Origin of the sequence: Paenibacillus sp. FSL H7-0943, from assembly GCF_037963265.1 — a bacterium.
Taxonomy (GTDB): domain Bacteria; phylum Bacillota; class Bacilli; order Paenibacillales; family Paenibacillaceae; genus Paenibacillus_AQ; species Paenibacillus_AQ odorifer.
Window position 1 is genome coordinate 1,830,014 of the sequence record NZ_CP150148.1, and the last position, 14,008, is coordinate 1,844,021.

Sequence of the window (14,008 nt, forward strand, 5' to 3'; positions counted from 1 at the left end):
AGGAATGGGAACCATGACAAAGCCGCAATATAAGGGCAAACGTTACCGTCTGGACAAACCGGAGCTCCTCGCTCCGGCTGGTAATTTGGAAAAATTGAAGTTCGCAGTACACTATGGTGCGGATGCTGTTTATATCGGAGGACAACAATACGGCTTGCGTTCCGGCGCAGATAATTTCAGCTTCGAGGAAATGCGCGAAGGTGTTGAATTCGCCAAGAAATATGGCGCTAAGGTATTTGTTGCAACAAACATTTATGCTCACAATGAAGATGTCGCGGGAATTGAAGAATACCTGCGTAACTTATATGAAGCTGGCATTGCTGCTATTATCGTAGCTGATCCAATCATTGTAGATACAGCACGCCGGTTAGTGCCTGGTCTTGAAGTGCATTTGAGTACACAGCAGTCTACGTTGAACTGGCAAGCGGTGTCCTTCTGGAAGGAAGAGGGGCTTCCGCGTGTTGTTTTGGGCCGTGAGACAAGCCTGGAAGAGATCGCTGAGATTAAAAAACATGTCGACATTGAAATCGAAAGCTTCATCCATGGTGCAATGTGTTCCTCGTATTCGGGTCGTTGTGTATTGTCCAACCATTTCACCGACCGTGATTCCAATCGCGGGGGCTGTTGCCAGTCTTGCCGCTGGAAATATGATTTGTTTGAGGATGCACGTCCGGAAGGGACTTGGGTGTCTGAGGAAGAGCAGGCTGAAGCGAAATCTCCAGCTCCTTTGCTTCCAGGGGTAACTCAGATTCCACTGCATCAGCAAGGAGATAATCCCTTCTCCATGGGCTCTAAGGATTTGTGTATGCTGGAAAGTATACCTGAACTGATTGAAGTGGGCATCGACAGCTTCAAGATCGAAGGGCGAATGAAGTCAATCCACTATGTGGCTACTGTCGTTAATGCATATCGTAAAGCCATTGATGCTTATATGGCAGATCCGGAAGGGTATGAATTGAAGCAGGAATGGCTGGATGAGCTTAATAAAGCCGCTAACCGTCCGCTAAACACAGGATTCTTCTATGATACTCCGGATCATGAAGATCATATCTATGAGCCTGAAGAAAAAGCAGCTCCGTATGATTTTGCCGGACTTGTAATTGAATACGATGCTGAAAGTGGTACGGCACTAGTTCAACAGCGCAATCACTTTAAGCCAGGTCAGGAAGTAGAATTCTTTGGACCTAACGATACGTTCTTCAAGCAAACGGTTGGTGAAATATGGGATGAGAAAGGCAATTCGCTTGATGCCGCCCGTCATCCACTGCAACCTATTCGCATGAAGGTAGATCAACCGGTTGCATACTTTGATATGATGCGTAAGAAGAAGTTTTAATAAAAAACAGGGAAGCCTTTGGTCATCCAAGAGCCTCCCTGTTTTTCTTTTTGACAAAGCAAACAATAAGTTATATATATTAGGGATTAACAAATATCTCCAAGAGAGGAGGTGCAGCAAGCTATTTATTATGTTTAAACATACATAGGTTAAAAGTTGTAAAAAAAGTCTCGTAAAGCTAAGGAAAAAGACCTAATACGCCGATATATATATTGGTTAACGCTTTCATGCGTATTCTAATATTAGCGGGTAGGTGATCAAGATGGGGGATCCTGATCAAGATAGTATTAGTGAAAAGCATAATGAGAGAAGGTTTAGCATGAATAAAAAGAATAAGAAATCGGCGATCACAGGAAACAAGGAAACAAGCAAGATTGAAGGGGCAGTTAAGACACCTAAGTTTAATTTGAAGAATGGGATAGATTTGCGTGGACAGATCAAAAGAGTTAATCCTATGGAATCTGTTGGCGTGAAGATATTCCTGATATTTTTGTGTGCAATTGTAATTGTGGTAATGGCACTTGGACTGCTATCTTATTCAAAAGCCAAGAAGACAATTAAGAACAACGTATCGGAAGCCTACCGTCAGACTATTATTCAGACCTCAGAAAAGTTAGATATTACTTTGAAACAGTACGAGAACTTGGCTTTACAGCTTTATTTTGATGCGCAGATGCAAGAAGATTTGAAGTCTTTAGTGACTGCACAATCTTCCTATGAGAAATTTGAAGCTACAAGCGCAGTAAGTAAAAAGTTATCCAGTCAGATTACAACGGATTCTAATATTCTTAGTGTTTCTTTGATCCCGGAGTCGCCTGATCAAGATATTGTTACAAGTGGCAGTGGCGGCATTAAGTTAGATAACATAAGAGAACAAGAATGGTATAAGAAGATTGTCGACAACACTGCATCTTATGAATCCTACTATTCTAAAGGTGATGGTGATGCAGCCAAGAACATATGGTTCTCGACAGCTGTTCAAGGTGATGGAGACAAAAATATTGCTATGGCAAGATCTCTCAAAACCCTGGGCTCAGGTACAGGATACATAGTCATCCTTGTGTTGAAGAATACATTGCTGGAGGAATCATTCGCAAGTGTACAGCTGGGAGATGGCTCTCGAATTCAACTTGTCACTCCTGATGGAACCGTAGTAGCTTCTTCGGATTCAAAAGACGATGGTAAACCTTCAGAGTTCGCTTTTATTCAGGCAAGTAAAAAGGATAACAAAAGCTTGGATGAGAAGGATACAAACGGGAAAGAAATCCTTGCTGTCTTTAATCCAATGATCCGGGCGGATTGGAAGTTGGCAGGGGTAGTCCCAACAGATGAGCTAGTAAAAGAAGCACGTCCGATTCTGTTGACTACTTTTATTGCGGCTGCTGGTGCGGCTCTGCTAGCCATAGTAATCGGGATCTGGATGGTGCGTATGATTGCTCGCCCTCTAGCACGCTTGAAGGATCTTATGGTACAAGGTGCAGGTGGTGATCTAAGTGTACGTACAGAATATGTTTCTAAAGATGAAATTGGCCAGCTATCAGCTTCCTTTAACGTGATGATGGAGCGTATTACTGAGCTTGTATCGCAAACGACAGAAACCGCTCGGGATGTGCTGGAGACCGCTGGTGAGCTTGGTGAAGCCTCACGGAAGACAGCTATTTCTGCGAAGGAAATCGCAGCCGCTACGGAGGAAATTGCCGGTGGGGCAGGCAGTCTGGCGCTTGAAGCTGAACGAGGTAATGAGCTAACAGATGTGATTGCTACGCAAATGCAGACTGTAATATATGCCAACACTGAGATGGATGAAGCAGCACGTGGGGTTGGTGAAGCTAGTGCTCAAGGCGCTAAGCAATTAACTGACCTGCTGGATCAGACTAGCCGCACTGGAGAAAAAACAAGTGCACTTGTCGAACGTGTCAACCACCTGAAGGAGACAGTATTCTCCGTAATTAAGGTGTTGGATGTGATGAAGAGTATCACGCAACAGACGAATATCTTATCGTTAAATGCAACAATAGAAGCCGCTCGTGCAGGAGAAGCTGGTAAGGGCTTCATGGTAGTTGCGGGTGAAGTGCGGCAGCTTGCTGACCAATCGAAACAATCTATTGCCCTTGTTGCTGGAATTACGGATAAGATCATGGCGGAAATGAACGAAACGGAAGCTGTATTATCCGAAGTAGCACCACTGTTTAAAGAACAAGTAAGCTCCGTGAAGAGTACAAGTGATATCTTCCTGTCCGTAAAAGGACAGATGGATGAATTCATAACAAGCCTGGAATCGGTGACGACAGCGATCAGCAGTCTGAATCATTCGCAAGGTGTGTTGTCAGAGGCTATGGGGAACGTTAGCGCCGTAGCTGAGCAATCTTCAGCAACTTCCCAAGAAGTAGCTTCACTCAGTAATGAACAGCAAAATGTAAGTGATCAACTCGTTTCATTATCTGGCAAGCTGGAAAGTGCTTCAGGTCAATTGAAGGACAAGCTGTCATTATTCACTATAAAATGAGTGGATTCATCACTAATTTCTAAATTGTTTACCTAACAAAACCGCTTCTTCAACATGAAGAGGCGGTTTGTTGTTGTGTAATGAAGAACTACACCGTATAATAACTTTGTTAGGTATTTGTTATAATTTAATAACAAGTTAGGTAAAAAGTATTAAGGAGAAGGACCAAATGAAAGGTAGACGCATCTCTGGCTGGTGGTCCGTTATCGGGGACATGAGCATGGAACGCAAGCTGCTCCTCGTCTTTTTAATTATCATTACCCTCCCGCTATCCTTCATCAGTGTATTTACCTTCAAGAGCTACTCAGAATCTATTCAGGGGAACACCATTGCTTATTCTGAGAAATTAATCGATCAAATGATGGATGGAGTAGACGATTATATCGAAGATATGAAGCGTATTTCATCTATGCCCGCCTATGTGAATGATATCAAACAGAATTTAATACGTTCGAACAACTACCATGAGCAGAAAAAGATTATGGGAGGCGCAACTGGGAGTGCTGCTTTGTCGCCCGGTGATTTTGATCTTCTGTTGTCCATTCAACGGGGGATAGAGGGTAACATTTCGTTTATTAACAATATTAAGCGAGGTGCGAACTCAGTTTATATTTTTGACGCTTACGGAAATGGTTATTATTCTGCGAAGGATGGTGGCGTACGACTTGATCTCGAACAAAGCTATAAATACTGGAGCCAGCAGACTAAGGATTCCAGCGGAGAAGCATTATTGTTCGGTACTCAAGCGTATACAAGTAATCTGCAGAGCACCCGATATGCTTTTACCGTTGTTCGCAAAATCGTGGATGGCTTGTTAAATCCAATCGGGCTGATTGCGGTTGAAGCAAATATTAGCAATTTGGAGAATCAAGTTAAGGAGCTGGATAAAGTCACCCATGGGAAGTCGTTGATTGTGGATGAGAAGGGAATGGTCATCTACGACAGCGACAAGAAGCTGCTGGCCACAGATATTTCTGATTCAGACTTGTTCAAAAGAGTTGGAGGCATTTCTGGAAGCTTTTATGATACAGTCAACGGAAAAGAGCGGTTGAATATTTACTCTGGCTCTACCAAAACCAATTGGAAGGTAATTATCTCTATTCCTGTTGATGTACTGATGCGTGATGTGAAGCTGACCCGTAATACAACACTTGCTGCTACATTAAGTATCATAGTACTAGCGTTAATTATTTCGATTATTCTTTCCGTTGCCCTTACTAAATCGCTGACTCAAATGATTCAATTGATGAAAAAAGTTCAGGGCGGCGATCTGGATGTGATGTTCAGAGTTAAACGGCGTGACGAAATTGGTCTGCTGGGGCATCAATTTAATCGTATGTTAGCCCGAATCAGGCAGCTAATTCAGGATATTTACCGCATAGAAGAACAGAAAAAGGAAGCAGAGCTTCATGCGCTGCAGAGTCAAATCAATCCTCATTTTATCTATAACACACTGGAGTCCATCCGAATGACCGCCGAGCTGAATGATGATGTCGAAGCTGCGGATATGATCTCTATTCTGGGCAAACTGCTACGGTACAGTACAAGCGATCTGAGTGGCAATACGACATTGAAGCAAGAGCTTGGATATGTGCGTAATTACGTCGAGCTGCTGAACTATCGTTATCCTAACCGTTTTTTACTGGATATCGATGTGCCGAAGTCGTTAGATAATTACTCTATTATCAAGCTGGTCTTCCAGCCTATCATTGAGAATGCAGCTTACCATGGCTTAGATGATAATAAGCCGCAAATGCATTTAAGCATCCGCTGCGAGATTACAGAGCAAATGCTGTTGTTTCATATTAAAGACGACGGGATCGGAATGGATGAGAAGACTTTGGAGAAATTGAATGATGGGCTGCAGAACGAAAGTCCTCCTAAGAAAAGCATTAACGGGGGGATAGGCATGAAAAATGTACAACAGCGAGTGCGTCTTCATTATGGAGCGGCATTTGGGATCCAGGTATATAGTGAGCTTGGACGAGGGACCGATGTTATTTTGTCGCTGCCATTACTGGAGCAGGAATTAATTAGCTTACCTGAGTAACGAAATAAGAGGGGGCTGTCCGTTGAAGGGGTTGAAATTAGAATGGACTATGCGGACCATACTGTTACTTCTCTTAGTGTTATTGAGTAGTAGCTGTGCCAATAACAATAAGCAGACGGAATCCACTCCGCCTCCAGTTGGAGACGAGGTGAAGTCTGACTTGTCCGGCACCATAGTCATGATGACCAATCGAATAGATCTGATTGAGAACGGAACTTTTCAAGCATACGCGGACCAATTTAAACAGAGATACCCCGAAGCCAATGTGGAATTTGAAGGCTTGTCCAATTATGCAACGGATATTCTGGTACGGCTATCCACGAAAGATGCCGGTGATGTACTGTTGCTTCCGGTGAATCTTCCGTCAAAGGAACTGGATTATTTTTTCGAGCCGCTGGATGAAGAAACCGCCGCTAGTGAGAGGTTCACCTCTTTTGCTACGTATAACGGGAAACGATATGGGCTGTCCACGGGGACTACTACGGTTGGGATTGTCTATAATAAAAAGGCATTCGAAAAAGCAGGAATAGCTACTGTTCCTAAGACGCTGGATGAATTCTACGAAGCTTGTGCGAAATTAAAACAAGCGGGTATTATCCCCCTATATATGAATTATGGAGCCGTCTGGCCTTTACGTGAATGGGGAAACAGTCTGGTTAACTATATGACAGGTAATCCAGAGTATCTAAATAATATGGTAAATGAGGATAGCCCGTGGCAGCTTGATAATGAGTGGGGGAAATCAATCTCCATTGCTCGAACCTTAATTGGTAAAGGCTATGTTGAAGATGAACTATTCTCGAACAATTGGGAGATATCGAAGACTAAGCTAGCTAAAGGTCAAGCAGGGATGTATTTACTGGGAAATTGGACGATTGGACAAGTCCTTGATGTGGGGGCTGCCCCGGATGATATTGGATTCTTCCCGTTTCCGTATGATAATGGCAGCGCTCATTATGCGCCGATCAATCCAGATTGGTTCATGGGGGTTAGTAAATATACCAAGAACAAAGAGCTTGCTATGGCGTGGTTGAATTTTTTTGTGAAGGAGACTTCCTATCGAGATGATTGGGGATTCCTTCCGGCAGATGGAAGCTTGAATCCCTCTATGTCGCAGTATCGTGAGTTTTTATCTTATAAGCCTAAGCTACTCGATGCTACTGTACAAAGTGATGCGTTCATCGAGCTGGCGAATAGAGCCAAAATGTCCTTTTGGTCCGGAGATTATATTCAGGAGTTACTGGCTGCGCCTGATTTACAAAAGGCTTTTGACGAATTAAATGCAAAATGGAAGGAAGCGCGGGCAGGAGCGCCACAAACTTCTCAGCCTTAAAGTTAGTACTACATAAATTTGATGACATTCTCTGGAGGGTTATATATGGCTAAAAAGGTCACCATGCAAAAAATCGCTGATCATCTCGGCGTATCCAAATTCGTTGTCTCCAAGTCACTTTCGGGTAAAGGCGGCGTTAATGAGACGACAAGAGAACGAGTGATTCAAGCGGCATCGCAGCTGGGTTATTTTACGCAAAAAAATGCTTTTGTCCAAGGTATAAAACGCACGCCTCCGGTAGGTGGCGGGGATCGGAATAAGCAATCCGTGCTGGTGTTAATGCCGAATATTCGTTCTCAGACGCAGGATTCCTTGTATTGGGGAAAAATTGTGGATGGTATTGCGATTGCGCTGGATCAGGAAGGGCTTGGGATGGTCATTATCTCCGAGAACCGTGCGGATAATTTCGTTAATATTTTGAATCCCAATGGAATCCTTGGTTTGATAGGTGTGGGCCAAATCTCTACTTCCTTGCTGCTTGAGGTACACCGTATTGGTTTGCCGATGGTGTTGATTGACCATGAAGATCCGCTAATTCCAAGTGATACCGTGTTTGCGAATAATGTGGATTCTATGGCTCGACTTACGAATCATTTGATGGGCACAGGCCATACCCAAATGCATTTTATCGGCAATATTGGATTCTCACGCAGTTTCCGCGACCGGTGGATTGGCTTCCGGAGTGCGCTGGAGGAGAGCGGAATAAGACTGCCTTTGGAAGATGATGCGAATCTTTTTCTGGAAGGGGTGGAGGAAGACTTATTTCAGGAGGATTTTAAAAACTGGGTGAATAAGCGTAAAAAAGCCAGAACACTCCCGACAGCCTTGGTTTGCGCTAACGACTCCACAGCCCTTTCGGTCAGTGACATCCTCAAGGAAGAAGGGTTTAATATTCCGGAGGATATCTCGGTTACTGGCTTTGATAATATTGAGGATGCCTTAAGAGGCGTTCCACCGCTTACAACTGTTCATGTTCCTAAAGAAGCGATGGGCCGAGCCGCAGTGGAGAAACTTCTGAGCCGTATTCATAATCCTTCTGCACCGCTTGAGAAAATCCTTATCGCAGCGGACATTGTTCATCGTGATTCCGTGGATAAGCCGCGAGACTAGAACCTTGTTGATTTAAAAAGTATATAAAAGCCATGGAATCTAGTTTTGCTTGAGTAAGGGGGAATTTAGTTATGACAGAACCAGTTGCCATCCCAAAGATTGATGGCGAACAGATTCAACTACGTGGTGTGCAAGCATCCGATCTGGAGGCTTATTATAATTTTTTGCTTGATGTTGAGATGGGGCAATTAACAGGATCGCAAGGAGATTTCTCTCGTGAGCAAACGGCAGCTTGGATTCGTAAGATTAGTGTTCCAGCCGAGGATCGTGTAGATCTTATGATTATAGTAAAGGACACGGGTGAGCTCATTGGAGAAGTGGTACTAAATGAAATAGATCCGGACAATCGTAGTGCAAATATCCGGATCGGCATTTGTGGGCATGAACATCGGGGTAAGGGTTACGGGACTGAAGCTATGACTCAAATGCTACGATATGGCTTTGAAACTATGAAGCTGCATCGCATCCATCTCGGTGTATATACTTTTAACCCCAGAGCCGTTCATGTCTATGAGAAGCTTGGTTTTCAACGCGACGGTGTGGAGCGGGATGCTCTTTATGTAGACGGAGAGTTTCATAACATGATTCTGATGTCCATGCTTGAGGATGAGTTCCGCAGTTTGTACAATTAAAAAAAGTGAATCTAGGGTAAGGAAGATTGTAAGTAACTTCCTCACCAGATTCACTATGAATATTAGTCTGTAATGTTTCCAGCCATTTTGAGGCGTTTGGCAATTTCTTTAAAGTCTTCGGGGGAGATTCCGGGAGCGAATTCCTCTTCGACTGCCGGAGCAACGGGGATCGGAAAGCCTTTAGGGGATCCTTGAATAACTTCAAGCGGAAGATTATCCTCTGGGTGGGTTCCCTTCCAAATCTGATCGATGGCGCCGAAGTCACTTTCACTCCAGGTGTATAGCTTGGTATGCACGCCTTTTTCTTCATATTTTTTTGCTTCGCTGAATGATTTATTATTTAACGAAGGAATCGGCACGAGCTTAGTTACATTAACACCTGTTGCCACTTCGATGGCTTTGGCATAAGCGACCACGTGGACACCACCACGGACTAAAAGGAATCCGACTACAGCGCGTGCAGCTGGATGGTCTGTCATTTCGTAGACCTTCATTTTATGTGTTCTGGCTCCGCATTCGAGGAAGAAGTTATGTAGCAGATCTTCCACTAGGTTGCCGCTATTAAAGACGTTTGCTCCGGTCCACGGGTTCCCCGTTGAATCAAAAGGCATAGCCCCTTGTGCACCAGCCAGAAAGTGATAGGATAGACGCGCATCTTTTGCGGACCCTAGAGGGGTGGAATCGGGCTCTTTATAACTTGTTGACCCTCGAAGACATTTGTTGATGGCATGCGAAACCAGCTCGACATGGCCAAGCTCTTCCGCTGTTATGCTCATCACCAAATCATAAAAAGGCTTCAGTTTGTCTTTTGAACGGAAATTAAAGGATTGAAAGAGGTAATTGTTAAGGGTCGACATTTCTCCGAACTTTCCGCCAAGTAATTCCTGAACAGCGGCAGCAGCATTGGGATCGGGCTTCTCAACTTCAGGAATCTCAATCATGATTTCATCCATACGTTTGAACATTAATATCTCAGCCTCCTTGGAGTTAGGGGTTACTGACCTATTTTGAGCTTAATCTATAGGAATTACTCATGAATGGGCTGAAAAGTATGGATGTGCGTCATGTAAAAGGCTTTTTGTGTCGAAAAGGCAAACGGCAAATACTATCAAATACGCAATTAAAACCACAATCAAATACGCAATCAAATACGCATAGTAACCCGCTAACGGACACAGCAGACCCTATATGCAGTATTATCCGATATTTACAATGCTAACGGACTCCAGCGCAGCTATCGGCCTAGAAAACGCCCCAAATGGGACTCTTTTCAGGGAATAGCGCCCCTGGAGTCCGAAAACTTACTTTGAAGGCTAAATACATGTGAATAGCGTCATCTGAGTCCTTAAGTTATTCTGGATGATTGATATTCGCTTGAAGCAAACAGTGAATGATCAAAACGCAGAGCAGCGATCCTCCTAATATAGGAGAATCGCTGCTCTGTTGATTTTTAGGGTTTATGAACTTTTTTTACAATGCTAAATTACGATCAATAAGAGCAATACGTTGCTGTACACAAGCATAAGAACGAAGGGGATCCTCTGGAGTGTTCAGCACATAATCTAACATTTGGTCAACGGTAGTTGTAGCCACATGGATACGAGTGTCGGAGGAGGCGTAGTAAATATAGATTTCACCGTTATCACGTGCAATCACGCCATTACAGAACACGACATTGGAGACATCACCGACACGTTCTTCACCGTCTGGTGCGATGAAATGACCGCCAGGTGAATGAGTAACTTTGTTTGGCTCATCCAGGTCAGATAAGAAAGCATATAGCACGTATCGGAGTCCAGCAGCTGTGTTGCGTACACCATGAGCAATATGCAGCCAGCCTTTTGCAGTTTTGATTGGAGCTGGACCTTGGCCATTTTTAACTTCCTTGATGGTATGGTAGTAGCGTTCGTCCATGATAGTCTCGCTGGTAATTACGGCATCTTCAATTGTATCCGAGAGTCCCCAGCCAATACCGCCACCGGAACCTGCATCGATAAAGCCATCTTGTGGGCGAGTGTAGAAAGCGTATTTTCCATCTACAAATTCAGGGTGGAGCACGACATTACGCTGCTGAGCAGAGCCTGTTTTGAGATCCGCCAGACGTTCCCAGGTCTTCAGATCTTTGGTGCGAACAATACCGCACTGTGCTACTGCGCTAGAAAGGTCACCATGTGGGGCTTCTGGATCTTTGCGTTCTGTACAGAAGAGGCCGTAGATCCAGCCATCTTCATGGCTTACGAGGCGCATGTCGTAGACGTTGATATCAGGAACTTCTGTCTCCGGCAGCACAACTGGATGATCCCAGAAGCGGAAGCCGTCTACGCCATTGTCGCTTTCTGCTACAGCGAAAAAAGATTTTCGGTCATTGCCTTCAACGCGAGCAACAAGATAGAATTTGCCATTCAGTGCAATAGCACCCGGGTTGAAGACGCCGTTGACGCCAATTCTTTCGGCAAAATAAGGGTTGGTATCTGGGTTAAAATCATAACGCCAGATTAAGGGCGCATGCTCAGCAGTTAGCAGTGGATGAGCATATCGGTCATAAATACCATTTCCATAAGGAAGCTTTTCGTTCTTGCGAGCGATCAGGGCTTCATAACGTTCTGTTAATTGTTGTTTGCGTTCTTGGAATAATGATGACATTAGACAGTCTCCTTTATAGTTGATTTCAGTCGTGCGATCATTTCGAAGCAGGCTCTGCTGTTATGATAAGGACATTTCCAGGCGCTAACCTTTGATCCGTGAGGCAGGGGCTGAAGGTTCTCGTCCACGCCCCAGTACCATTCACCCAGCTTGTGATCCACCATGTATTTATCGATAAAAGTCCAGGAGGCTTGGGCAGCCTCATTAAATTTGCTGTCACCAGTCAGCTGATAAGCATTATAGAATCCAACAACCGCCTCAGCTTGCGGCCACCAATCTTTATCTTTGCTCAGCAGCCCGCTTGGGTCAGCTTCATTCCATATCCCTCCATCGCTATCAATACCTTCCGCAAGAACGGCTTCTGCCATGGAGACAGCTACTGTTCGCACACGCTGCAGCAGCTGCTCTTCTCCAAGGGTTTCAGCAGCTTCCACCAGCAGCCAGCTTCCTTCGATGTCATGTCCGTAGGAGATAATATCTGATTTCACATTCCATGCTTCATCTAAGAAAAGATGAAAATGCTGGCCTTCCTGATCAATGATATGATCCAGCATCGTTTCGATTAGCTCAGTTAGCGTGCTCTTTAGTTCCTCCGACTTCCATACTCGATAGAGACCGGTATACGCTTCCAGAACATGCAGATGGGTATTCATAGATTTTTTTTCATTCATATCCTTGCTGCTGAGACTGAGGTTATCAGTGATTTGCCATTCCCGTGATAAAGCTTCGACATAACCTTTATAAATAGAATCATAGCCGTATTTCTCAACTAGCTGGAATAATTGAATCGCATCCTCTAAGACCTCTGGACGTCCGGTCGCATGGTAGAATTCAGCCAGTGCGTAGATAGCAAAGGATTGGCCATAGATCTGCTTTTTCTCTTGAGAAGGTCTGCCCTCAGCATCCACCATCCAGTATAATCCGCCATACTCTTTATCAATGAAGTGTTCCATCAGATAGGTATAAGCACGTTCTGCCATCGCCAGATATTCCGGTTTACCGTAGATCCGGTAAGCGCTCGCAAAGGACCAAAGAATCCGGGCATTAAGCACAAGGCTTTTCTCTGCGTTAGGAGTAATGTTCAGCTGATTGTCGATTTCACCTATAAAACCGCCGTTCACTTCGTCCTTCGTCTGTTTCATCCAAAAACTAAGAATATTATCCTTCAGCTCATCCTCAAGTTGGGTCAACCATAATTCTGGTGAATTAATCATTGTAATCAGTCACTCCTCACATTATTTGGTGATTTTTGAGGTGAAATATTCGTTGATGATCCCAGCGGCTTGCTTACCGTACATACAGTAATCATCATTCTGTGCTGCTTCTTCAATTGGATAAAGATGAGTAGGCCAATCCCAGAGCATAAAGCCCTGAACCCAATCTCTGTGCTCACAGCCTTGAAACATTGCCTGATAGAATTTACTTTGTTCTTCTTGACTTGGTTCGCCCTTTAAAGTCCAATCATTGGGAATCGCAGCGCTCCCGCTCCGGCTTGGGCAACCTGCTTCCATGAAAAAGAACGGCTTATTCTGTGAGCGCACCACTTGCTCAATCCGGTCGAGCTGAGCCTCCCAATCACTAGCTGGATAATACCCACTTGAAGAAATCACATCGAGCGCATCCCACCAGGTTACGTTATCCTCCTGATACTTATCGCAATTATAAGTAAGAATACCTGAGTAGACCTTCCGCACCTCGGCAATAAGCGAACGCCATTCGGCTTCGCGTCTATCCGTCTGTACAAGCTCACAGCCAATACAGAACATTTCACAGCCTGTTTCCTCAGCGATAGCGGCATAGTGCAGAATAAATTTAGTATAAGAGCTGAACCACTCAGACCATTTAGGCTCGCAAGGGACATCCTTATCAAAAAAGTTAATATGGGCACGCCAAGTTCCGTCGGCACAATTAACAATCGGCTTCAGGCATACTTTTAGCTGGAGTGACTTCGCTTTGCTGATAGCCCATTTCACTTCTTCGTCGCTAACGGTTGGAGCCTCCCAGTAGGGAATTTCCGTAGAATGAGCGGTAGCTTGAAGCGCGCTGAGCGCAATGGCCGTCCAGTTCGCTCCGGTGACAGAGGACATTAATTCCAGCGAACACTCAGCTTCTTCTGTTGTCCATGAACCACGTCTACCCGAGAAACCCCAGGTTACGCCTGCAATGTATTCGTTGTTTAACATCATCGAGAATCCTCACTTTACACACAAAAATAGAAAAATTAGCAATCTTCATTTTGTTAGATAGTTATTATCGTTTTGTTAGTTTATAATAACAACTTAATTTAGTTATATACTTTTTCGCAGATGATTTCAAGGACAATTTGTAGTTGAAGCTGGGAAATTTGAATAACTTTAGTTATAGTAAATATAAGACTATAAAAGGGCGCAATCGTACA

10 protein-coding genes are annotated in these 14,008 nt (G+C 44.2%); 6 read left to right on the forward strand and 4 right to left on the reverse strand.

Going from position 1 to position 14,008, the window contains the following annotated elements; genetic code table 11:
* Window positions 1-4 precede the first annotated feature (4 nt).
* The 6 genes from NSQ55_RS07940 to NSQ55_RS07965 all read left to right on the forward strand — a co-directional run bounded on the left by NSQ55_RS07940 (window position 5) and on the right by NSQ55_RS07965 (window position 8,967).
* Window positions 5-1,336, forward strand: a complete 1,332-nt coding sequence (locus tag NSQ55_RS07940) for a U32 family peptidase (RefSeq protein ID WP_036675585.1) — start codon at window positions 5-7, stop codon at window positions 1,334-1,336.
* Window positions 1,337-1,655: 319 nt separating this feature from the next.
* Window positions 1,656-3,842, forward strand: a complete 2,187-nt coding sequence (locus tag NSQ55_RS07945; RefSeq protein ID WP_248547696.1) for a methyl-accepting chemotaxis protein — start codon at window positions 1,656-1,658, stop codon at window positions 3,840-3,842.
* A 169-nt stretch (window positions 3,843-4,011) separates the two neighbouring features.
* The gene (locus tag NSQ55_RS07950; RefSeq protein WP_076308693.1) at window positions 4,012-5,892 is read left to right on the forward strand and encodes a sensor histidine kinase; all 1,881 of its coding nucleotides are present in this window, start codon (window positions 4,012-4,014) and stop codon (window positions 5,890-5,892) included.
* Window positions 5,893-5,914: 22 nt separating this feature from the next.
* Entirely contained in the window at window positions 5,915-7,225 is a 1,311-nt protein-coding gene (locus tag NSQ55_RS07955) for an ABC transporter substrate-binding protein (protein WP_339172465.1), read from the forward strand.
* A gap of 45 nt (window positions 7,226-7,270) precedes the next feature.
* Window positions 7,271-8,335 (forward strand): LacI family DNA-binding transcriptional regulator, encoded by a 1,065-nt coding sequence (locus NSQ55_RS07960; protein ID WP_339172468.1) that lies wholly within the window; start codon window positions 7,271-7,273, stop codon window positions 8,333-8,335.
* Window positions 8,336-8,406: 71 nt separating this feature from the next.
* On the forward strand, window positions 8,407-8,967 hold the full coding sequence (locus NSQ55_RS07965; RefSeq protein WP_076184714.1) for a GNAT family protein: 561 nt from the start codon (window positions 8,407-8,409) through the stop codon (window positions 8,965-8,967).
* A 62-nt stretch (window positions 8,968-9,029) separates the two neighbouring features.
* On the opposite strand, the gene NSQ55_RS07970 is transcribed toward NSQ55_RS07965, so the two are convergent.
* The 4 genes from NSQ55_RS07970 to NSQ55_RS07985 all read right to left on the reverse strand — a co-directional run bounded on the left by NSQ55_RS07970 (window position 9,030) and on the right by NSQ55_RS07985 (window position 13,796).
* Window positions 9,030-9,932 carry a manganese catalase family protein gene (locus NSQ55_RS07970; RefSeq protein WP_076126309.1) on the reverse strand — a complete coding sequence of 301 codons (903 nt, stop codon included), beginning with the start codon at window positions 9,930-9,932 and terminating at the stop codon, window positions 9,030-9,032.
* A gap of 505 nt (window positions 9,933-10,437) precedes the next feature.
* Window positions 10,438-11,610, reverse strand: a complete 1,173-nt coding sequence (locus tag NSQ55_RS07975) for a glycosidase (protein ID WP_339172473.1) — start codon at window positions 11,608-11,610, stop codon at window positions 10,438-10,440.
* Window positions 11,610-12,824 (reverse strand): AGE family epimerase/isomerase, encoded by a 1,215-nt coding sequence (locus NSQ55_RS07980; protein WP_339172475.1) that lies wholly within the window; start codon window positions 12,822-12,824, stop codon window positions 11,610-11,612. Before NSQ55_RS07980 ends, NSQ55_RS07975 begins: the two co-directional genes overlap by 1 nt.
* A gap of 21 nt (window positions 12,825-12,845) precedes the next feature.
* Complete coding sequence (locus tag NSQ55_RS07985) at window positions 12,846-13,796, reverse strand: 1,4-beta-xylanase (protein ID WP_076308695.1); 951 nt, start codon at window positions 13,794-13,796, stop codon at window positions 12,846-12,848.
* Between the last annotated feature and the right edge of the window lie 212 nt (window positions 13,797-14,008).